This is a genomic window from Bradyrhizobium sp. LHD-71 (assembly GCF_031157255.1).
Classification (GTDB): domain Bacteria; phylum Pseudomonadota; class Alphaproteobacteria; order Rhizobiales; family Xanthobacteraceae; genus P52-10.
Map to the genome: position 1 here is coordinate 96,830 of NZ_JAVIFX010000018.1, position 21,330 is coordinate 118,159.

Annotated in this window: 21 protein-coding genes and 2 tRNA genes; 12 read left to right on the top strand and 11 right to left on the bottom strand. The window is 62.2% G+C overall.

All coding sequences use genetic code 11. The annotated features are described in order from the left end of the window. Window positions 1-97 precede the first annotated feature (97 nt). The 4 genes from RCO31_RS20360 to RCO31_RS20375 form a co-directional block, all read right to left on the bottom strand. Window positions 98-826, bottom strand: coding sequence for a DUF2497 domain-containing protein (locus RCO31_RS20360; protein WP_308970295.1), 729 nt, complete (start codon window positions 824-826; stop codon window positions 98-100). A 234-nt stretch (window positions 827-1,060) separates the two neighbouring features. Next, window positions 1,061-2,473: a TolC family outer membrane protein gene (locus RCO31_RS20365; RefSeq protein WP_308970296.1), complete on the bottom strand. Its 1,413-nt coding sequence runs from the start codon at window positions 2,471-2,473 to the stop codon at window positions 1,061-1,063. A gap of 334 nt (window positions 2,474-2,807) precedes the next feature. After that, window positions 2,808-3,098: a hypothetical protein gene (locus RCO31_RS20370; protein WP_308970297.1), complete on the bottom strand. Its 291-nt coding sequence runs from the start codon at window positions 3,096-3,098 to the stop codon at window positions 2,808-2,810. 62 nt (window positions 3,099-3,160) lie between these two features. Next, window positions 3,161-3,460, bottom strand: a complete 300-nt coding sequence (locus tag RCO31_RS20375; protein WP_308970298.1) for a 4-fold beta flower protein — start codon at window positions 3,458-3,460, stop codon at window positions 3,161-3,163. 171 nt (window positions 3,461-3,631) lie between these two features. Here RCO31_RS20375 and RCO31_RS20380 point away from each other — a divergent pair, with 171 nt between their 5' ends. Further along, window positions 3,632-3,877, top strand: coding sequence for a hypothetical protein (locus RCO31_RS20380; RefSeq protein ID WP_308970299.1), 246 nt, complete (start codon window positions 3,632-3,634; stop codon window positions 3,875-3,877). Window positions 3,878-3,986: 109 nt separating this feature from the next. On the opposite strand, the gene RCO31_RS20385 is transcribed toward RCO31_RS20380, so the two are convergent. Beyond that, complete coding sequence (locus tag RCO31_RS20385) at window positions 3,987-6,752, bottom strand: cation-translocating P-type ATPase (protein ID WP_308970300.1); 2,766 nt, start codon at window positions 6,750-6,752, stop codon at window positions 3,987-3,989. Window positions 6,753-6,921: 169 nt separating this feature from the next. On the opposite strand from RCO31_RS20385, the gene RCO31_RS20390 reads away from it, so the two are divergent. The 3 genes from RCO31_RS20390 to RCO31_RS20400 are packed head-to-tail and all read left to right on the top strand — an operon-like array spanning window position 6,922 to window position 9,261. Then, on the top strand, window positions 6,922-7,191 hold the full coding sequence (locus RCO31_RS20390) for a hypothetical protein (RefSeq protein WP_308970301.1): 270 nt from the start codon (window positions 6,922-6,924) through the stop codon (window positions 7,189-7,191). 14 nt (window positions 7,192-7,205) lie between these two features. Next, window positions 7,206-7,664: a CBS domain-containing protein gene (locus RCO31_RS20395; protein ID WP_308970346.1), complete on the top strand. Its 459-nt coding sequence runs from the start codon at window positions 7,206-7,208 to the stop codon at window positions 7,662-7,664. Between the two features lie 55 nt (window positions 7,665-7,719). After that, the gene (locus RCO31_RS20400) at window positions 7,720-9,261 is read left to right on the top strand and encodes an AAA family ATPase (RefSeq protein WP_308970302.1); all 1,542 of its coding nucleotides are present in this window, start codon (window positions 7,720-7,722) and stop codon (window positions 9,259-9,261) included. A 181-nt stretch (window positions 9,262-9,442) separates the two neighbouring features. Here RCO31_RS20400 and RCO31_RS20405 read toward each other — a convergent pair whose 3' ends face one another. After that, window positions 9,443-9,817 carry a hypothetical protein gene (locus RCO31_RS20405; protein WP_308970303.1) on the bottom strand — a complete coding sequence of 125 codons (375 nt, stop codon included), beginning with the start codon at window positions 9,815-9,817 and terminating at the stop codon, window positions 9,443-9,445. Window positions 9,818-9,998: 181 nt separating this feature from the next. Continuing rightward, window positions 9,999-10,301: a hypothetical protein gene (locus RCO31_RS20410; RefSeq protein WP_308970304.1), complete on the bottom strand. Its 303-nt coding sequence runs from the start codon at window positions 10,299-10,301 to the stop codon at window positions 9,999-10,001. 955 nt (window positions 10,302-11,256) lie between these two features. On the opposite strand from RCO31_RS20410, the gene RCO31_RS20415 reads away from it, so the two are divergent. Both RCO31_RS20415 and RCO31_RS20420 read left to right on the top strand, forming a co-directional pair. Next, complete coding sequence (locus tag RCO31_RS20415) at window positions 11,257-11,547, top strand: hypothetical protein (RefSeq protein WP_308970305.1); 291 nt, start codon at window positions 11,257-11,259, stop codon at window positions 11,545-11,547. A 1,007-nt stretch (window positions 11,548-12,554) separates the two neighbouring features. After that, the gene (locus RCO31_RS20420) at window positions 12,555-12,758 is read left to right on the top strand and encodes a hypothetical protein (protein WP_308970306.1); all 204 of its coding nucleotides are present in this window, start codon (window positions 12,555-12,557) and stop codon (window positions 12,756-12,758) included. Between the two features lie 522 nt (window positions 12,759-13,280). Here RCO31_RS20420 and RCO31_RS20425 read toward each other — a convergent pair. From RCO31_RS20425 to RCO31_RS20440, 4 genes are all read right to left on the bottom strand, one after another. Continuing rightward, window positions 13,281-13,355: transfer RNA gene (locus RCO31_RS20425), tRNA-Asn, on the bottom strand. A 112-nt stretch (window positions 13,356-13,467) separates the two neighbouring features. Continuing rightward, window positions 13,468-13,541: transfer RNA gene (locus RCO31_RS20430), tRNA-Cys, on the bottom strand. Window positions 13,542-13,575: 34 nt separating this feature from the next. Next, the gene (locus tag RCO31_RS20435; RefSeq protein ID WP_308970307.1) at window positions 13,576-13,719 is read right to left on the bottom strand and encodes a hypothetical protein; all 144 of its coding nucleotides are present in this window, start codon (window positions 13,717-13,719) and stop codon (window positions 13,576-13,578) included. A gap of 64 nt (window positions 13,720-13,783) precedes the next feature. Further along, a complete protein-coding gene (locus RCO31_RS20440; RefSeq protein WP_308970308.1) occupies window positions 13,784-14,665 on the bottom strand; it encodes a MurR/RpiR family transcriptional regulator in 882 nt (293 codons plus the stop codon). A gap of 100 nt (window positions 14,666-14,765) precedes the next feature. On the opposite strand from RCO31_RS20440, the gene RCO31_RS20445 reads away from it, so the two are divergent. The 6 genes from RCO31_RS20445 to RCO31_RS20470 are packed head-to-tail and all read left to right on the top strand — an operon-like array spanning window position 14,766 to window position 21,167. Further along, window positions 14,766-16,376, top strand: a complete 1,611-nt coding sequence (locus RCO31_RS20445; RefSeq protein ID WP_308970309.1) for an ABC transporter substrate-binding protein — start codon at window positions 14,766-14,768, stop codon at window positions 16,374-16,376. A 52-nt stretch (window positions 16,377-16,428) separates the two neighbouring features. Continuing rightward, on the top strand, window positions 16,429-17,406 hold the full coding sequence (locus RCO31_RS20450; protein WP_308970310.1) for an ABC transporter permease: 978 nt from the start codon (window positions 16,429-16,431) through the stop codon (window positions 17,404-17,406). Then, window positions 17,403-18,317: an ABC transporter permease gene (locus tag RCO31_RS20455; protein WP_308970311.1), complete on the top strand. Its 915-nt coding sequence runs from the start codon at window positions 17,403-17,405 to the stop codon at window positions 18,315-18,317. The genes RCO31_RS20450 and RCO31_RS20455 overlap by 4 nt, the downstream gene beginning before the upstream one ends. Next, complete coding sequence (locus tag RCO31_RS20460) at window positions 18,314-19,294, top strand: ABC transporter ATP-binding protein (protein ID WP_308970312.1); 981 nt, start codon at window positions 18,314-18,316, stop codon at window positions 19,292-19,294. Before RCO31_RS20455 ends, RCO31_RS20460 begins: the two co-directional genes overlap by 4 nt. After that, a complete protein-coding gene (locus tag RCO31_RS20465; RefSeq protein ID WP_308970313.1) occupies window positions 19,291-20,298 on the top strand; it encodes an oligopeptide/dipeptide ABC transporter ATP-binding protein in 1,008 nt (335 codons plus the stop codon). The genes RCO31_RS20460 and RCO31_RS20465 overlap by 4 nt, the downstream gene beginning before the upstream one ends. Continuing rightward, window positions 20,295-21,167, top strand: coding sequence for an alpha/beta hydrolase (locus RCO31_RS20470; RefSeq protein ID WP_308970314.1), 873 nt, complete (start codon window positions 20,295-20,297; stop codon window positions 21,165-21,167). Before RCO31_RS20465 ends, RCO31_RS20470 begins: the two co-directional genes overlap by 4 nt. The last annotated feature ends 163 nt before the right edge of the window (window positions 21,168-21,330 follow it).

Sequence of the window (21,330 nt, forward strand, 5' to 3'; positions counted from 1 at the left end):
GGCCTAAAAAGCCCCGCCCGGGTGCCAAGTCAACATATTCACGGTCAACAGCGGGTCAAATGCCCGCCAGCTTGCCGGGGCCGGCGCCGCGGCCGGATCAACGTCCGCGTGAAACCCGTTCGATTTCGGCACGAACGATCTTCTCAACGAGGCTGGGAAGATTGTCGTCCAGCCAGGCCTTGAGCATCGGCCGCAGCATCTCTTTCACGAGATCTTCCAGCGTGCGTGCATTGTTGCTCAAAACGGTCTGCGCCAGGGCATTGAAGGCCGAATCGACTGCGGTCACCGTGGATTGCGACATCAGCGGACGCGAGGCGGCTGTAACTTCATCAGCGATTCTTTCCCTCACCCGCTCTTCAACACCGCGCACTGGCGGTTTCGCCGGCTCGGACGCCTCGGCAAACTCGACATCGTTCGGCGGCTCAATGGTCCGAAATGATGGCTTCGGTTGAGCAACCGCCATTTGCTCCGTCAGTTCTAAAACGTCGTCAGCGGGCGGCGCGGCAGCGGCGCGGACCTCCTTGGTGGTGGTCTCCGCATCGAGGCCGGCGAGCATCGCGTCGATCTCGTCCTGGCTGTTTTTCGCTGTCGGAGCAGGTGCGGGCTTCACTTGGGCTATCTTTGGTGACGGCTCCGGGCGAGGAGCCGGCGTTGCAACGACGGGTCTTGGTGGTGGCTTTGCCGGTTCGGTCGGAGCCACCTGTGCGCGTGGCGGACCCGACGGCGCCCCCGCCTCGGGCTTCGCTTCATCGTCGGCGATGATGCGCCTGATGGACGCAAGAATTTCCTCCATCGAGGGTTCCTGCGCTTTCGCCGGTTGCGTCATGCGGAGATCCACTTCATCGACGCCATCCACAACTGCCACTGACCACGCTTCCGGCACCTTGGTGCAGGACTTTTGATGCAAACCAGATCGGTGGCACTAGCGCCTCGCGAGTCGAAAACCGAATCGCGTCGATGCCGGTAAAAACGCTAGCTCACGCGAACAATCGAATGCAAGCAGTGGACGAGTGCACGCCACTATCGCCCGCGACAACGGCGAACGATTGACGAAGTTCAATCAGCGCCCGTCCGGAGTGCGGACGCCGCCCCAGGCGTCGCGAACCTGATGGTAATGGACGGTTGGATCGTAGACGGACGTCGCGAGCCCGAGCACCGATGGCGACAGCGTGCCGACGGCCGCCAGCAGCGAATAAGAGGCAACGACCCGGTCGCGCTGCGCTGTGACGAGGCTGACACGTGCATTGACCAGCGCCTGTTGCGCGTTGAGGACGTCGAGCGTGGTGCGCTGGCCAACGCGAGCTTCCTCGCGAACGCCGTTGAGGGCGGTCTCCGATGCAGTGACCTGTGCCTGGGCGGAGGCGATCTGCGACTTCGCAGCCTGCAGTTCCCCCCATGATTGGGCCACGGTGGCGCGGGCCTGGTCGCGCACCTGCTCGAGCACCAGCCGTTGCTGTGCGAGCGTCTCCTTGTTTTGGCGGATCAGCGAATATTCTGCGCCGCCTTGATAGATCGGCACCGAGACCTGCGCTCCGACAGAGGCGCTGAATGTCTTCAGGATAACGAGCGTGCTTTCGTAAGACTGCTGCACCGAGGCCACCAGATTGACCGTCGGAAACAGAGCGCCCTCGGCGACCTTGACGTTCAGAAAGCTTACGTCGATCCCGTACATCGCCGCGGTGACGTTCGGGTTGCGGATCAGGCCCTGTTCGATCGCACCTGGCAGCGTCGGCGGGAGGAACCGGTCCACCGGCGCGCCCGGCGCGAGTGCAGTTGGATCGTTGCCGATGATGCGGCGGAAGTTCGCGCGCGTCGTCGTCAGGTTCGATTCCGCGACAAGAAGCTGCGACCGCCCGGCTGCGAGTTGCGCCTCGGACTGCGCCACGTCGGTGCGCGTGACCTCGCCGACACTAAAGCGATCGCGTACCTGCTTGAGTGTCTGTTCAAGAACGCGGGTGTTGCTGCGCTGAACTTCGACAATCGCTGCGTCGCGCAGATAGTCCATATAGATGGTCGCCGCCGCGAGCAGCACGGTCTGTTCCAGCACACGAAGGCCTTCGCGTGCTGCCGAAACCTGGCTTTCCGCCGCACGTGTTCGATTCGCCGTCTGGTAGCCGTTGAAGACCGGTTGCGTGACGGTCGCGCCGACGCTGCGCGGCACGTTCCAACCGCGGTTGCCCGCGTAAGTTGTTAGTTGCTGCCCAAAGCCGCGCTGCACGGACAGTGCGTCAGTATACTGTTCAGCGACGCTGGCCTCGACGGACACGCGCGGGCGATACCCTGAGAGCGCCTGCGGAACCGTCTCGTCGGTCGCGCGGACGGAGGCGCGCTGAGCATTCAGTTGCGGATTGTTCTGGTAGGCACGGGCGAGCGCGGCATTGATGGTATCGGCGCGGCTCACATCGACGAATCCAAAAGCGAACGCCAGCGCGGCGACCCCCGCGATCGCTTTCCGACCGTCGAACAAAGCCATTCTTTTCACTCCGCCGGACGGCCCGCAGGTCATGTCGTTGACACGGGTGCCGTCCAACGCCCCGACTCATGAGCCCAAGCGCGGAATAACCATAGGCATCACATTCGTGACGGGAAACCCCTCGGCGGGCCGTGCAGCGCGAAACTGGCCGGATGGGGCAAAGAAGCCACACTTTTGGGCTGGAGCAGGTTCGCCCAAAGTCGGATGATGTAACCGCATCATACTCCAATCACGCGAAGATCGCCCAATGGCCCACACGCGAGATTTGGGGGTGACGCAACCAGCGATATAGCGACGGTTCCATGATGCCGCTGGGGCGATAAGGATCGACCAGTCAGCGCCGCCACGAGAACGATCGCGAACGCGCAAGGTGCGGCTTGGTCGCCTCGACCAGCTGGAACCGGGCGGCTTCATGCTTGCGATAAAGCTCGAACCAGCGGTCCTCGGCGCAACGAACGTCATCGCTTTGCGCGTGCCACGGCAGGGGGTTGCCCTGATCGTCAAGCGGTTCAAGCGCATCGAGGCGCTCGAACTCGAGTGTTTCCGCATAAGTGAGGCCGACACGCACCCGGTTGCCGAAGGCGTCGAGTGCATAGACCTGGTAGGGATGGTTATCGTTCGTCATGGGCCCGCATTAACGCGGGGCCACGCAAGCCTCTGTGCGGCGGGTCACATATCGACAGCGCCTCAGAGCGCCGGAAAATCCTCGTAGCCCTCCGGCAGGTCCCGCGGCGGCTCATCCGCAGGAACAGATGCGGGGCCAGGGACCGCATTGTGGTTCGGCCAGAACCCGACCGAGCTGTGGGTCTCTTTCTTGATCTCGCTGGTGATCAGACGGCCGTCTCGAAGCTCGCCGAGATAGTTGCCGTTCTCGCCGAAGACGTTCTCTTTCCGAAACTCACCGACGTGGCGGCCGTCGTGGGCGAACAGACCGCCCTCCTCGATCCAGCCGAAATACTTGCCGCCCCAGGTCCTGACCACGTCCATTGCCGTCTCCGCTAAAATCACGCGCAACGCATGCCGGAGCATGCTTCGTTTCGCAACATCACGAGCGAATAGGTGGAATGCCGGCTCGTGGCCGCGCGGCCGTCGTTGACTTGGGTCAACACAGGCTCCAGCCGATCCGGGCAAAGTCCCTTTCAAATCGAGAGGGAGCCCATGAATCAGATAGCCGATGACTTGGTTCAGGAGTGCATGCAGGCGGCGCGAGACGGCGCCGAGTTCGGTGCGATCTGGGATTCGATCCTGAGGGGGCACAGCCTGGTCGCTGGTCCTCCCATTCAAACCTTCGAGGAAGGATTGCACCACCTCGATATCCGTCTCCGCAATGGCTATTGGCTGCGATACTGCGCACGTTCGCACGATTTCTCACTACGCCGCGCAATGTTGCACCGGGCGTTCTGACGCCTGGGCAAGGTCAAGCCATAAGTGGAAGGCAACCAAGAACTGCAAGTTTTTTGGTTGGATCGACGACAAAAGCTTGTCCTGAGGTCGCTCGGCGCTGCCTCAACCCTCAGACATGGCGCGTCACGACCTTACTCAGTTCACGCAGCCACAGCACAGAACTCGCGACAATAACGCAGAACAGCCAGTCCATCGGACTGAGGCTCACGGTTGAGAACGCGACCTGCAAGAAGGGCACGTAGATGACGCAGGCGTGCAGCAAGAGCGAAAGTCCGACCGCGGCCCAAAGCCAGACGTTTCTGAATAGGCCGAAAAACGCGCTTCGTTCGTCGGAGCGCGCATTGAAGGCGTTGAACAGCTGAAACAGCACGAGCGTCGTGAAGGCCATGGTCCGTCCGTAGGCGACGGTGGCTGAGCCTTCAATCAGGCCGCCTGGCAGCGAGGCGTCCAGCACGAGCAGCGTGCCCGTCGCCATGACTGCGCCGACAAAGAAGATACCGGCCCACATGCGCCGCGTGATCACGCCCTCGCCGCGCGGGCGTGGTGGCTGCTCCATCAGGCCCGGATCTGCGGGATCCACACCGATCGCGAGCGCAGGCGCGCCGTCCGTTACCAGGTTGATCCACAATATCTGCGTCGCCAGAAGCGGCAACACCAGGTCGCCGCCAGCAGCAGCGGACAGCCCGAGCATGTCGGCAAGAAGCACACCGAAGAACATCGTCATGACCTCGCCGATATTCGACGACAGCAGGTAGCGCAGAAACTTCCTGATGTTGAAGAAGATCGCCCGCCCCTCCTCGACCGCGGCGACGATCGTGCCGAAGTTGTCGTCCGCAAGAACCATGTCGGCGGCTTCCTTGGAGACGTCTGTTCCGGTGATGCCCATCGCCACGCCGATGTCGGCGGCTTTCAGCGCCGGCGCATCGTTGACGCCGTCGCCCGTCATCGCAACCGTGGCCCCCGCGTGCTGCAGTGCCGCCACGATGCGCAGCTTGTGCTCGGGCTTGACCCGTGCATAGACCGAGACGTCGCAGACCGCCCGATCAAGCTCTTCATCCGACATGCGCTCGAGCGCGGCGCCGCTTACGACGCGCTGGTCATTTGCGATGCCGAGTTGGGTAGCAATGATGACGGCCGTCTTGGGGTGATCCCCGGTTATCATGATCGAGCGGATCCCCGCTCGTCTCGCGCGCGACACCGCATCACGCGCTTCTTGACGCGGCGGATCGATCATCCCGATCAGCCCGATGAAAACGAGGTCCTGCTCGGCCTCATGGTCGACTGCGCCACATTCCGGCGGCAGTGATCGAAACGCAACGCCAAGCGTTCGAAGCGCCTCGGTCGCCAGCGCGTCATTACTCGCCACAATATCAGCCCGACGGGTGTCGGTCAGGGGGACCGCTTCTCTTCCGATGAGCTCGTGAGAACAGTGTGCGAGGAGAATATCCGGTGCACCTTTCGTCAGGAGGATCAGGCGGTCGTTTCGCATCGCGTCTTTATGGACCGTGCTCATCAGTTTGCGTTCAGACGAAAACGGCACTTCGCCGATCCGCTCAAAGCGGGCGTCGAGTGTTTCTGCGGACAGGCCGAGCTTGCGCGCGGCGACGATCAAGGCCCCTTCCGTCGGATCGCCCTGGACGATCCAGGATCCGTCGCGTTCCTGTAATAAGGCATTGTTGGCGCGCTCGGCTGCCGTGAGCGCACGGGCGACCTCACACTGCAAGGAATTGCCGACCGATCGGTCGCCGATGAAATCAACGTTTCCTTCCGGTGCGTAGCCCGTGCCGGACAGATCCGCACAGCCACTCGCCGTTACCACGCGCTTCACCGTCATTTCATTCCGGGTCAGCGTACCTGTCTTGTCGGAGGCGATGACGGTCGCCGAGCCGAGCGTCTCCACGGCGGCAAGGCGACGAATGATGGCATTCCTTCCTGCCATGCGTTGCACCCCGAGAGAGAGAACGGCGGTGACGACTGCCGGTAGTCCCTCCGGGACGGCTGCGACTGCCAGCGCGACACCGAAAATCATGACGTCGAAGATCTCGGAATAGCTGTGGACGTCGCCGACAAGGAAGATAGTGCCGATCATCACAACGGTGATGATGACGACCGTGACCGCAAGCACCTTGCCCACACGGTCAAGCTCCTTCTGCAAGGGCGTGACCTCGTCCGGCGCCTTCTCCAGCATGTCGGCGATCCGGCCCATCTGGGTTTGCATTCCGGTTGCCGTGACGACGGCGCGGCCGTGCCCGTAAGCGGCCGTGGTCCCGCTGAAGACCATGTCGTGCCAATCGCCGAGTTCCGCCTTGTTGGCGACGGGAATGACATCTTTTGAAACTGGCACGCTCTCACCGGTGAGCGCCGCTTCAGCCGTCTGCAGCGCGGTGGCCTGGATCAGTCGTGCATCGGCGGGAATGGTGTCACCCTCCTCTATGAGGATGATGTCGCCAGGCACAGCCTCGGCTGCCGGAATGTCCTGCCCTGCGCCGTCGCGGATCACTTTTGCGCGGGCGGCCGATATTTCCCGCAAGGCAGCAGCGGCGCGTTCCGCGCGCGCTTCCTGGATGTAGCCCATGAACGCGTTGAGGATGACGATGGCCATGATCGCGATGGCCTCATAAGGCAGTGTCGCGTTGTCCTCGTAGAGCCAGAGACCGGCCGAGATCGCTGCCGCTGCGATCAGCAGCACCACCAGAATTGAGGCGAATTGATCTAAAAACTTGCGCCATGCCGGGCGCGGAGGTTCGCCAATGAGTTCGTTCCTGCCATAGCGCGCCAGGCGGCGTGCCGCCTCAACCTGACTGAGGCCTGCATCGGCATTCGTATCGAGTGCTGCCAGGACCTCCTCGGCTGTTTGACTGTGCGGTTCGTTCATGATGGCCTCCGCGGACTTGCGCGCATATCGACGAGAGACGCGTTGCTGCCGTTGCGACCGCTCGCGACATCGGCGCCGGGCAAACGGCGCCCGCTCGTCGCGCTCATAGCAGCATCGCTTTCATGATCGGGCCTCCGTTCAGCACACCTGTGCCCTCAAAGCGAACTCCTTGACTTCGATCAAACGCGCCCAATTCGCCCTGCGCAATTGTTTTGAAGTTCAGGCGACGCACGCACTCTCTATTGGAAATCGCGTGCCAACGACCTGCGAGGCAAATCCGTTTCTCATTCTGCGACAAGAAATCGATCGCTTTTTCGATGGTTTCTTCACCACATTTAGTGGTCGGGCCGATAACGGATTCCGCGGCTTGACGTCAGGTGTCGCGGCGTGCCGAAGATGGCTGGCGCATTGGTATTCAACTTTGGATAACGTGCCATGAAAGCATCCCATGTCATGAGAACATCGGTTGCGACCGTGACTCCGGACACGCGCCTGATAGATGCGGCACGACTTCTGCTGGAGACCAACCAACGTGCGTTGCCGGTCGTCGACCGAGACGGCCAACTTGTGGGGATCATCTCCGAAGGAGATTTCCTGAATCGTGCGGAACTGGACATCGAGCCACGGCGAAGCTGGCTCGATGGGCTCCTGCAAAAGGCGAGCGCTCAAGTCGCGCACAATCGTTCGTTGTTTGTCGGGCGCGTTATGACGCCCGCGCCAATCTGCGTGGACCCGGACGCCCCCTTGGATGACGTCGTCGCCTTGATGGATATTCACGGCGTCGCGCAGATCCCGGTCACAGAAGCGGGATCGCTTCTCGGGCTGATCAGTCGCGTTGAGCTGATTGCCGCCGTCGAACGAAGGCTTCGGATGGCCGAGGACAGCACGTCAACGACGCCGGGACCGGCATAACAGGAAAGATCATGAGCGTTGACGGCGCTCACTGGATCGGCATCACGGACCAGCCATGCAGGATGAGATTGAAGCGTTTCTCGGCAGGACATTGAACGCGGACGCGCAGGCCAAGCGCATAGAGACGCACTCGGCCGTCGTCTTTTTGAGCGGCGATCGGGCACTCAAGATCAAGCGGGCGATCAAGCTGCCCTTTCTCGATTTTTCCACGCTGGAACAGCGAAAGGCTGCTTGCGAGGCGGAGCTCGCCGTGAACAAGCCATTCGCTCCGACCATCTATCGACGAGTCATTCCTATTACGCGTGAGGGGGATGGCACTCTCAAGATCGACGGCGCCGGGCAACCGGTGGAGTGGGCGCTCGACATGGCCCGCTTCGACGAAACAGCGACGCTGGACAGATTTGCAGAACGCGATGCTATCGACGCGGCGATGGCCACCGCGGTCGCTGACGCGATTGCCAATTCCCATGCGAAGGCAGCGGTCTCGCGAACTTCAGCCTGGGTGGAATCGATTCCGGCGATCATCCAGCAGAACGCTGACGCGTTTCGCACGATAAGTGCGTTCGCTCCCGCTGAAAGCGACAGGCTCGAGCGTCTCAGCAGGTCGGCCTACGTGAAGCTTTCCGCTCTGCTCGCCCGGCGAAACACGGAGGGATTTGTCCGCCGCTGCCACGGTGATCTGCACCTTGCCAACGTTGTGTTGATCGACGGCAAACCGGTTCTGTTCGATGCTATCGAGTTCGACGAGAACCTGGCCACGATCGACGTGATGCATGACCTCGCCTTCACGTTGATGGACCTCATCCGCTACGGCTGCGACGATGCCGCAAACACAGTTCTAAATCGCTACCTCGAAGATACCGCGCCGGACAATCTCGAGGCGCTGGCCCTGCTCCCGCTGTTCGTTTCCTTGCGCGCGGCCGTGCGCGCAAACATTTTCCTCTACCGTTCGGCGCAACAGGGATCGGATCAATCGGCGCTGGATCTCGCGAGGTCCTATTTCACGCTTGCGCAGTCGGCTCTCGTGCCGCCGCCGGCCTGCGTGATTGCGATCGGCGGCCTATCCGGTACCGGGAAGACCGCGGCGGCACGCTTGCTAGCGCCGCTAATCGGCGCCCTGCCCGGAGCTGTCGTGCTGCGCTCCGACGTACTCCGTAAGCGAATGCTCGGCGCAAACGAACTGGACCGGCTGCCACCATCCGCCTACGAGCCCTCCGTCACTGCCCAGGTCTATGCGCATCTGGTTGCGGAGGCTGGCAGAATTGCCCGGCAAGGACACTCGGTGATTGTCGACGCGGTGTTTGCAAAAGAGGACGAGCGATCGGCCATCGAAGCAGTGTCAACGCAGGCTGCGGCCGACTTTGTCGGGATATTTCTCACCGCTGATCTTGAGGTTCGGCTGCAGCGGATCAGGCGACGCAGCAGCGACGCCTCGGACGCGACAGCCGCTGTCGCAGAGGCCCAGGAACGATATGACCTGGCATCCGTTGGCTGGACCAGCGTCGATGCCGGCGGTACGCCGCAGTCAACCGCGGACTTGTGCGCAGCGCTGCTTCCCAGCACGTCTTTGCGCCGGACAGACGTCCGTGATGGTTGAAGCGTGATTCCGACGGAAATCGCGGACCCATCTCACCGGCGTAGTCGACAGAGAGCACTTCGTATTGCGGACACCAGGCGCAAGTCCGGGCATCGAGAATTGCCCCTTCTCCATGAGCCCCTTCATGCTTGATGTGGCCCAGCTGGATGAGCTCGGGCTCCGCTCAACTTGACGCGGTGCGCTAAGCTTGATGCTTTGGCGCCCGGTAGCGGGTGTCTCGGATGATTTTTCCGTCGTTCATTTCCGTAATGCTGACGAGCAACGTCGGCTGCTGGTCCCAAAGCGTCTCACATTCGGAGACCCAGAGCCCGCCATCCCCGATGATGCTGTTGACTTTGACCAGGCTCTCGCCGGCGGCGAGCAGACCACGCGCTGCAATGTCGGCGCGACCGGTGATGCTGTCCTCGCTCTGCGGGATGCGCACGATGGCGTCATCGAGATAGATCTGCACGGCCTCCTTGTTCCGCCCTCCGAGCAATGCGTCCCAGAACTGCTGCAGGGCGCCGCGGTTGATTTCGCGCTGCATGTCCGCGTCGGAAACGCCGAAGTCACTCATGACTACCTCCTTCGGGCCGCGGCACCTGCTGATGGGCCGCTCGGGCGCCGCTGCCAATAAGGTATGCTCCTCAGACACGGCATAGGAGTGGGCGAATGTAAGGCGCCTGCGGCAAAACTCACATCCCCGGTCTCAAGCTGTCCAACGAGACCAGCATTTCAAGATGGAAGATCCCTACCGTTTAATCGCAGCGACGCTCCCTGCGCGTGATACTGCGCCCGTCGCGCCGTTCAACTGTGGTGGTCACCATGCGGCAGCGCTCCCCAGGGCCAACGGTGATACCGCCTGGACCGATGCCAATAGTCCGGTCGCGGTTGTCCCGCCGGCGATAGTCCCTATCCCTGTCGTAGCGGGAGTCACGGTCGCGTCCGATCTGAACATCGACTTGGGCCATCTTGACGCCTTGGGCTTTGGCCGGAGTGACTAGAGGCGCAGTCGTCAGCACTGCTGCGGTTGCCGCCACGGAAAGAGCGATCTTCATCATGTGGGATTTCCTCCTTGACGCCGGTCCAACTTAGAAAACGCCGTGCCCGAGCCCGTTGTTCCTGCCCAGAACACCAAGATGGAACCCGCGCCGACAATCAACATGTGTCCAAAACTCGGACAAGCTCGCGGTTGAGGATATTGGCCTCACGGCGAAAGGACATCCACGCGAAGCATGCCCGCGACCGCCATCAGCGCGACCAGAGTTCATTCTCTCAACTTGAGATTTCGAGCTGCTTTGCTAGTGTCCGCGGGCCATGACGCTCACACTCATGAATTTGGCACTCACTGTTGTGCCCTTCGTGGTCCTCGGGATAGCCGTCAGGCTATGGATGAAGCGGCGAGGTGTCGATTTATCCGACATTCAGGCGCAGGCCGGACAGAACCGCCGCCGACGCAAGGTATTTCTCTTAGGCTTTTGGCGCGATGAAGGGTAAGGCCGCCTCAGTTGGCGGCCTCATTCATTAGTGATGCAACTTCCACAGCGCGCTCAGCCTGCGTCAGCGCTTCGCCTTCAACCCCAGCTCCACAAGCCGGCGGATGGCTTCTGAGCGCGTGGCGTCATGCGACTTGCGCCTAGTCAAGGCCCAGGAGCCACACTTTGCAGCAGCGGACGCTCTCGTAAAGGATCTGTGGCCCGTCCAAGCACAGACGCCGGAAGGGAAGCGCGCAAAGCTCATGGTCCTCTTTAACTTCGTGCTCGGCCGCGACTGGAAATACAGCGACTATGATAGCGATTGGGACATCCGATTGACCCGTCAACTTCTATTTGAGTTTGCCGGCTGCGATATCGATGAAGTTTTCGAGGTCAAGGACTTTCCTAGTCGCCGCATGATCGCGATGAACCGGAGACCCCAGAGGCAGAAAGCAAGCTTTTCGAGGCAATCGAAGAGTTGGAAGCAAGGGGGGATGAATGTCTCAAGGCCCACAGCATAGCCGCGGATGCTGCAAAGACCGTGCAGAAGCGGCAAAAGCACAACCCAAATGATTTCGATGCTTCTTCCGATTGGCTCCATCGCAAGGTTAGCGTGATGCAGGCTGTCGGCCAGGGTCCAAAGAAGGCCGCAGAGAGCGACTGCTGGGAAAAATTCAGCGAAGCTGCAAACGTGGTCGCGGCGCTGCCTGCTTCGACGGTTGACGAGCTGCGAATGAAAGCGATGACCTGCTTGCGCCTGGATAACAAGAACCGTTCCATAGCGCGGTCGGTCGCCGCCGACTTGGTGACACTGAGCAAGCCGTTCGCATAGGCGGACCAACCGTCACGGCGCCGCGGTCCTGGTGATCGCGGCGTGAACGCGGAACGAATCCATTGTTAACGTCTTTCAGCGATCATCGCGGCGTTCGCGGATTTGTATGCGTACCGCGATCGGAAGTCGCTACCCCGCCGGTTCACCCCGGCGGGTTTTTTTGCCGCGAAGATGGCGGCTCAGCGGTCGTCTCTTTTTTTCAGTTCGGGTTGCTTTGGCTACATACCAAAAGCCAAAAATGGCTCCGACGATCATCAGAAGCCCCATCCCAAACAGCAATATCTCGGACATTTGCTTTTAGCGCCGCCTCAGTTGGCGGTCTCTCTTCCGATCTGTCGGTCGGCCTTGCCGACCTGCTTGGGCGTGTCAGTTTAAATCCTGCAATAATCATAGCCTACTTCTCGATCTTTGGCGCCCCGTCACCACGCCAGATCATTACCGCTACCAGAAGCAAGGCCACGCTAACGACGGCCCATATTGCTACCTCCTCGGCAAGCACTTTGTCTCCTCTGCTTCCTTTGGACCGGTTTCCGCGCCTGGTGATGCTCGGATGATGGCCTGGCCGATGCTGTTCGCCAGCCCGTTGGCGGTTAGCGTACCGTTCATTTTGGAGTGCACAGTTGAACCATCATCTGCATGATGCGTTTGTTGCACAGATATAGCAGCAAACAGGGAGGCAACGAGACATGGACAATCGGGTCATCGCGGGTGTTGCCGCGGCTATCGTTGTTCTTGCGCTGCTTGGTTGGTCTGGTGGCTGGTTCGGGGATGAGACCACCGCACCGACGACGCCACCAACCGGGCAAACGAAGTAAGAGCACGGCGGCCGCCGCATTCCGCGCGCCTTCGCCAAGCCAATGCCGTTTGGCTCTCCAGGCAAGGCCAGGACGCAAGTGGTGCATTGAATTTGAAGGGGGGCGGGAAGATCCCGGAAACGAAGACCGACGCTTGTTTGTCACGGCACGAGGGTAAAGTCGTCGCGCAGCATCGTTTCGGGTTCTTATCGTATGGACCGGGAAACTTTGGTCGCCGCTTTAAAGACGGTCGACCGGCACATAGCACAAATCCAAGCTGAGATAGAGCGCCTCAGACTTGAGATCGACAAATTGGACCGCGCTGGACGCGCCACGGCAGATGTGCGGGTTGTTGTTGATAAACTCGAGGAGGCGCTCGGTCTTTACTTCGAGTATCGCCAGCAACTCAGCGACTAAGACTAAACGCGCCAGGGAGCGCTCAACGCCCCTTTAGCTGCCACTATAGCGTACCGTTTCATTTTGGGCTGTGTAGCTAAACCGTCATCTGCTTGTCGCAGCGTCACTCATTCACGCCGTCGGCTGGACGTGCGGTTTGGATTATCGATCCAAAGATGCTCACGATCGCCGGTGACCCCCTCGGCGACGTCGTCGATCGCCCACAACAGTCGCTCCAGTCGCTCGTACAGGTCTCGCCCCGGATCTTCACCACGGCGCAGGCGCGCGTGGTCATATGCCGGGCGCGAGACAGCGCGGCGAGGTATTCCTCGCTGTCGTGAAGCCTGTGATGGCGGGGCGATCGGGCCATCCCGCTTAGAGAGAACGAATGGAGAACGGAGTCAAGCACACCGCCCCGGGGCGATGATCTGGCGCGGTTCGCCAGCATCTCAGCTATGCGGAATGTGGCCCCCGGCGTAGCCCCAATCGATTTTTCGCTATTTTTGGGCTTTCAGGAGTTCGGCCCAACTCCTTGATATTGCTTGGCTCCCCGGGCCGGATTCGAACCAGCGACCAACCGGTTAACAGCCGGTTGCTCTACCACTGAGCTACCGGGGAACGGCGCGAAGCAGCCTCAGCAATGAGCGCTGCCTATAACAAAGCGTCTCCGTGTTGCAAAGGACGAAATGTCCTTATCAAACGGTGCGCTCAGGTTGGAAGGAAGAAGGAGTGGAGGCCACGACCAGAATTGAACTGGTGTAAACGGTTTTGCAGACCGCTGCGTAACCACTCCGCCACGTGGCCCTAACCGGGCGAGTTGTTACAGGTTGCTATACACTTAAGCAACCTCGCCGCCCTCCACTCGAGCGAAATTCTGAAACTCAAAACTGCGGCCTTTAACCTTATCGGCCGCGCGGAACAGGGCGTCGACCGAAGCGCCGCGCACGTTCAGCAAAATGCAGACGCAGCGCCCGTCATCCATGCCGACTCCAACGTCGTTCGCCCCTGAATGGCGTCCGTTGCCAGCGCATTTATCGAAGCAGCTCTCAAGGCGCCTGGTAGTGAAACGTCCAGAGCAGGCTCTCGCTCAGCCCTTTCAGGGCCTCGACCGCATCCGGGCGCTCGCGCGCAACGGCGGTCACCAGCGCGTCGGCCAGCGCGAAGATCGCGCTCGGCGAGTTCGGCAGCAGCCGATTCCGCGCTGGAGCGAGTAGCGCGAAGTCGGCGATCGGCACCAGCGGCGACGTCAGTCCGTCGGTGAGCGCCAGCACGGGCGTACCGCGCTTCTTCGCGAAATTGCAGAGCTCGACCGTCGAGCGCGAGTAGCGTGGCATCGAAATCGCGATCACGAGATCGTCCGGACCGGCCGAGAGCATGTGTCGCATCGCATGCGTCGGTCCGCCGCGCGAGGCGGCGAAAATGACGTCGGCATCGAGATAGAGCGCAAGCCCATCCTCGAGGAACGAAGCAACATGATGGCTCGCGCCCATGCCGACGACAAAGATGCGCTGCGCCTTGAGTAATGCCGCCAGCGCGCGCGTAACCGTCGTTTCATCAAGCCCGGCAATGGCCTCTTCGATATTGGCCGCCTCGTCCTTGAGAGCGCCCACCAGCGCCGCAAAGGGCGAAGCTGTGATGCTGCGCGCATCCACCATGTTCGCCACCGGCGCCATGGCGAGCTTGAGTGCCTCCGAGAGCGCCGCGCGGAACTCGCCGTAGTTGGCGTATCCGAGGGCACGGACGAAACGGGTCACGGTCGCAGTCGAGGCGCCGCTCTTCTCCGCCAGCCCCTCGATCGTCATCGTCGCCGTGTCGAGCGGGTTCTGCAGCACGAAATCGGCGGCCTTGCGATGCCCGTTGCTCAGCGACGGATAGACGGTGGCGATGCGGTTTGCCAGGTCCGTCGTCGCTTTCAGAACCGGTGACATGACGCGACCATCCGATTGACGTTGGATAATTTTCATGTTTGCTAATCGACGAAAATAAATTTGTCAAAAACTGCCCCCAGCCAAGGGAATGGAGATCGAGATGCGCAAGCAGCTCCTGCTCGCCTGTATTGCCGGCGCCTGCCTGAACGGCACCCCCGCCTGGTCGCAGACCCTGAAGATTGCGCTTGCCTCCGAGCCCACAGCGGTCGACCCGCACTATCACGACCTCACCCCGAACAACGCGCTCGCCGCCCATATCTTTGACGCCCTGGTCCTGCAGGATGAGAAGCAGCAACTGAAGCCCGGCCTTGCCACCTCCTGGTCGAACGACGGCAAGACCACATGGACCTTCAAGCTGCGGCCCGGCGTCAGCTTCTCGAACGGCAAGCCTTTCACCGCCGAGGACGTGGTCTTCACGTTCTGTCGCACGCTGAAGAACGAGACCAAGGTCTCCGGCTCCTTTGCTGACATCACCGGCGCCTTCGACAAGGTCGAGACGCCCGACCCGCAAACGCTCGTCATCACCACCAAAACGCCCGAGCCGCTGCTGCCGACCCTTCTCACCGGCCTGCCGATCCTGAGCGCCTCAATCGTCGAGCACGGCCCGATCAGCTACGACATCTCCAAGAACTGCGGCGTGACCGGCGCATGGCCCGTGGTCAACGACTTCAATGACGGCAAGTCCGCCATCGGCACAGGCCCTTACAAGCTCAAGAGCTATGTCCGCGGTTCGGCTATCGAGCTCGAGCGCAACCCGAGCTACTGGGGCCAGGCCGAGCCCTGGGCCGTGGTGCGCTTTGTGCCGGTGACCAATGCCGGCCCGCGCCTCGCCGGCCTGCTTGCCGGCGACTACGACGTCATCGAGAACCCGGCCGCGCGCGATCTTAACCGCATCCGCAGCGACAAGCGCTTCGGCCATGTCATCACGCCGTCGACCCGTGTCATCTACTTTCAGCTCGATGTCGGTCGCGACCAGAGCCCCTTCGTCAAGGCGCCCGACGGCAAGAACCCGCTCAAGGACCCGCGCGTGCGCAAGGCGATGTCGCTGGCCATCGACCGCGACGCCATCGTCAAGCGTCTGATGGACGGTGCGGCCGAGCCAGCCTACCAGTACCTGCCGACCGGCATGTTCGGCACGATGGCGAAACCGGCCAAGCTCGAATACGACCCTGCGGCCGCCAAGAAGCTGCTCGCCGAAGCCGGCTATCCAAACGGCTTCCAGCTCACGCTCTCGACCACCAACGACCGCTACATCAACGACAGCCAGATCACCCAGGCGGTCGCGCAGTACCTGACCCAGATTGGTATCAAGGCCGAGGTCGACGCGATGACCCGCGCGATCTACTTCCCGCGCCGCGCCAAGAAGGAGTTCAGTGTCGCGCTCGGCGGCTGGGGCTCCAGCAGCGGCGAGGCTTCCTCCTTTCTCCGTCAGTGGCCGGCCACCCCTGACGAGGCCAAGACCATGGGCGGCTCGAACTACGGACAGTACAAGAACGAGGAGTTCGACAAGACGATCCGCACCGCGATCTCGACTCTCGACGATGCGAAACGCTCCGAGCTGCTGCAGCAGGCGGCCAGGCTCGTCCTTGCCGACAACGCTTTCATTCCGCTGCATTTCGAAAGCGGCATCTGGGCCTACAAGTCCGAGCTCAAGGTCGAAGGCCGCACCGATCAATTGACGCTCGCCATGTCGGTGAAGCCGGCCAAGTGAGCTCCGTCGTGGTGAGCCAGATCGACCACGCAATGAATATGAGACGTCAGCGATGACGGCCTACGTCCTGCAGCGGCTCCTTCAGAGCGTCTTCGTGCTGCTGGCGGTCTCCGTCGTCGTATTCTTCGCCGTATACGGCATTGGCGATCCGATCGAGCTCCTGGTCTCGCCGCAGGTTAGCGCCGCCGAACGCACAGCGCTGATTCAGCGTCTCGGGCTCGACCTGCCGGTCTGGCAGCAGTACTTCGTTTTCATGGGCAACGCCTTGAAGGGCGACCTCGGTCGTTCTTTTGTGCACGGCGTCCCGGCGATCGAGCTTATCCTCGCCCGCCTGCCCGCCACCTTCGAGCTCGTGCTGCTGGCAATGACGATCGCGGTCGCGCTCGGCGTGCCGCTCGGAATGATGGCCGGGCTTGATCCGGAGAGCCGTCCTGCCCGCATCATCATGGCCGGCACCGTGCTCGGCTACTCGCTGCCGAATTTCTGGAAAGGCATGATGCTGATCCTGCTCTTCGCCGTCGTGCTCGGCTGGGTGCCGACGGCAGGCCGCGGCGAGACGGTCTCGTTTTTCGGCGTCCAGACCAGTTTGTTCACGCTCGACGGGCTGCACCACCTGATCTTGCCGGCGCTCAACCTCGCCATTCCCAACATGGCGTTGATGGTCAGTCTCGTCGCTGCCGGCACGGCCGAGACGATGACGCAGGACTACGTCAAATACGCCCGCGCCAAGGGCGTGCGCCGCAGCCGCATCGTCGGGCGGCATGTGCTTCGCAACATCCTTATTCCGGTCGTCACTGTGGTTGGCGTCGAGTTCGGCAGCCTCGTTGCCTTCTCGACGATCACCGAAACGGTCTTCGCTTGGCCCGGCATGGGGAAGCTTCTGATCGAATCGATCTACCAGCTCGACCGCCCGGTGGTCGTTGCCTACATCCTGCTGGCGACGCTGCTCTTCGTCGCCGTCAACTTTCTCGTCGATATTCTTTACGCCGCGCTCGACCCTCGCGTGAAACTCGCCGGAGAGATGGCATGAGCACGCCCGAAACCATCGCAGCGAGCGTGCCCGTTCATGCCGAGACGCCTTTGCGGCAGAAGGTGCTCCGACGCATCCGCAATCGGCCGACGATGCAAGGCGCCGCGATCCTGCTCGGCATTCTTGTCCTCCTTGCATTGCTCGCGCCGGTGATCGCGCCGCAGGACCCGCATGATCTCGCCTCGCTTAGCGTCATGGACAACCGGCTGGCGCCTGGCGAGGCCGGCATGAACGGCATGACCTACTGGCTCGGCACAGACTCGCAGGGCCGCGACATGCTGAGCGCGATCCTCTACGGCCTGCGCACCAGCCTGCTCGTCGGCCTCTCCGCCACCGCCGGCGCACTTCTCATCGGCATCATGGCTGGCCTCGTCGCGGCGCAATTTGGTGGCGCAGTCGATGCCGTGATCATGCGCATCGTCGACTTCATGCTCGGCTTTCCCTCGATCCTTGTGGCACTCGTGCTGCTGGCCTCGATCGGCCGTGGCGTCGACAAGGTCATCCTCGCGATCGTGCTGGTGCAATGGGCGCAATATGCCCGGCTGATGCGGGCGGCAGCACTGGTCGAGCGCCGCAAGGAATACATCGAGGCTGCGGTCAACTTCGGCCTGCCGACCCGCCACATCATGTTGGCGCATCTGCTGCCGAATTCGATCGGCTCGGTGCTCGTCGTGGCGACGATCAGTATCGCTTCGGCGATCACGCTGGAGGCCACGCTTTCGTTCCTGGGCGTTGGCGTCCCCGTGACGCAGCCATCCCTTGGTCTGCTCATCGCCAACGGCTTCGAGTTTCTGCTCTCCGGCGAATACTGGATTGCCGTCTTTCCGGGCATTGCCCTTGTCCTGCTGATCATGTCACTCAACCTTGTCGGCACGCGTCTGCGCCGCAGCTTCAATGTGCGGGGCTCATGAGCGACGAGCTGCTCGAAGTGCGAGGCCTTCGGACCGTGTTTCATGCGCTGGACGGCGCCTGGCCGGCCGTCGACGGCGTCGACCTTACCGTCAGGCGCGGCGAGGTGCTCGGCCTCGTCGGCGAATCCGGTTCGGGCAAATCGGTCACCGGTTTCTCGCTGGTCCAGCTCATCGATCCGCCCGGTGAGATCGTCGCCGGCGAGATCCTGTTCGCCGGAGAAGACCTGCGCGCAGCGTCGGAGGAGCGTCTGCGCAGTCTGCGCGGCGATCGGATCGCGATGATCTTCCAGGATCCCCTGATGACGCTGAACCCGGTGCTCAGCATTGGCGAGCAGATGAGCGAAGCGATCCTCGAGCATCGAAACTGTTCGAGGCAGGAAGCGCTGGCCGAGGCCGCCAAGGCTCTGGCTCGCGTCGGTATCTCCTCACCCGAGTCCCGGCTGAAACAATATCCGCACGAGTTTTCTGGCGGCATGCGCCAGCGCGTCGCGATCGCGACCGCCTTGCTCAACGCGCCGGATTTGATCATAGCCGACGAGCCGACCACCGCCCTCGACGTCACCATCCAGAGCCAGATCCTGTTCGAGGTCCAGAAGCTCAGCCGGGAATCGTCGACAGCCGTGCTCTGGATCACGCATGATCTCGCAGTGGTCGCCGAGCTCGCCGACCGGGTTGCAGTGATGTATGCCGGCCGCATCGTCGAGATCGGTCCCGTCGATGCCGTGCTCGACCGGCCGCGCCACCCCTATACGCTCGGGCTGCTCAATTCCTCCACTTCGATGGTCGAGGTCGGTCAGCGCCTGAACCAGATCGACGGCGCTGCTCCGCGCATCGATTCACGCCCGAGCGGCTGCCCGTTCCGGCCGCGCTGTCCGCGCGCGCTGCCGGTCTGCAGCGATCAGGATCCGGAGCCGCTGAGCGAAGGCGAGCGCGCCTTCCGTTGCCACAACCCGGTCGCGCACGAGGCCGTGGCATGACAGCGCCCTTCTTTGAACTGCGCGGCATCAAGAAGCAGTTTCGCGGCAAGCTCACGCTCGCCGAGCATATCCTGACTGCGGCAGGCCAACGCAAGCCGGCACCAGTGCTGCATGCTGTTGACGGTGTTGACCTGTCAATTGCGCGCGGTGAAGTGCTAGGGCTCGTCGGCGAATCCGGATGTGGCAAGTCTACGCTCGCCCGCATTGCGACCGGCATCCTCCAGCCGACCGAGGGCGACGTCATGTATGACCGCCAGCCGGTCGCCGCGCTGAGCGGCAAGCAGCGGCTGAAATTCCTGCTCAAGGTGCAGATGATCTTCCAGGACCCTTACGCCTCGCTCGACCCGCGTATGAAGGTCAGCCGCATCGTCGGTGAGGCGCTCGCGGTCCATAAACTCCTGCCCAAAGCCGAGATCGAGACAGCCGTTGACAAGGCGCTCAGGGAGGTTGGGCTCGACGTCGCGTATCGCGACCGTTATCCGCACCAGTTCTCCGGCGGCCAGCGCCAACGCATCGGCATCGCCCGCGCGCTTGCAGTGAAGCCCGATTTCCTCGTCTGCGACGAGCCTGTCTCAGCGCTCGACGTCTCGATCCAGGCGCAGGTCATCAACCTGTTCATGGATATCCGCGCGCGCTACGGCCTGACCTATCTCTTCGTCAGCCACGATCTCGGCCTGGTGCGCCACATCAGCGACCGGGTTGCGATCATGTATCTTGGCCGCATTGTCGAGATCGGGCCAGCCGCCGATGTTTTCGCGAAGCCTGCCCACCCCTACAGCGCCGCCCTGATCAAGGCGATCCCTTCGGCCGAGCGCCGCAAACGCGACTTCCAACCGCTCAAAGGCGAACTGCCCTCACCGCTCACGCCACCAGCGGGCTGCCCGTTCCATCCGCGCTGCGAGCAGGCCATGCTGGTCTGCCGCGAGACGAGGCCGCAACTCGCCGAGATAGCGCCCGGTCGCAGCGCCGCCTGCCACTTGCACACGACACTGGAGACGACATGACCACCAGCACGCTTATTCCCGAAATCGGCCGCAGCACGCTGCCCTTCATTGATGGCTTTCATCCCGAGCGGCCCCTGCAGGTGAATCTCTATCGCCCGGCCGCGCATGGTCCGGACGATCCGGTGGTGATCGTCCAGCACGGCATGCTGCGCAATGGCGACGAGTACCGCGACTTCTGGATTCCTGCGGCCGAGAAACATCGCATCCTGATCGCCGCACCGACCTTCGGCAACGAGCATTTCCCGCAGGCCGAAAGCTATAACAATGGCCTTGTCATCGGTTCGGACGGCACAATTGCCGCACGCGAACGCTGGCTCTACGGCGTGCCGGCTCGGGTCTTCGAGGCGCTGCGGCAGGGCGGCGTCACGCGCCTCGCGAAGGCGCGCATCTTTGGTCATTCAGCCGGCGGGCAGTTCGTGCACCGGCTGCTGGCGACGCGAGATGACGTGCCGTTCGAGGCTGCCTTCGCCGCCAACTCCGGCTGGTACACGCTGCCGACGCTGGAGCGCCGCTTTCCGGAGGGGCTCGATGGACTTGGTTTCGGCGAGGCCGAACTCGCGCGCTGGCTGGCCTGGCCGATGGTGATCTTGGCCGGCGACCAGGACATCGTCACCGACGACCCCAATCTGCCCTCGCAAACTGAGGCGCTGGCCCAGGGGCCGATGCGCTATGCGCGCGCACATTACATGCTCGACGCCGCCAAGGCGGAGGCCGCCCGCCGCGGCCTGCCCTGCAACTGGTCGCTGATCACGGTGCCCGGTGTCGGCCACGACGGGGCTGCAATGTCGCGTGCAGCCGCGGCGTACTGGTTCGAAGGCCGCATCCCGTCGAGCGAGGAGCTGAAGCCCCACGAGACGGCCGTCGCCTGACGCGTCAGCGTTCAAGAGACCGGGCCAACGCCGGGTTATCGCCAGCGGGCCCGGTGATCGAACAGACAGGCAGGGATCGCAAGGCGCCAGATCCCAGATCGGGCGTCTTTCCCTCTTCTTGCCAATGAAACTGCCTGTTCTTAGCTGTTAATGGCCGCGAGAA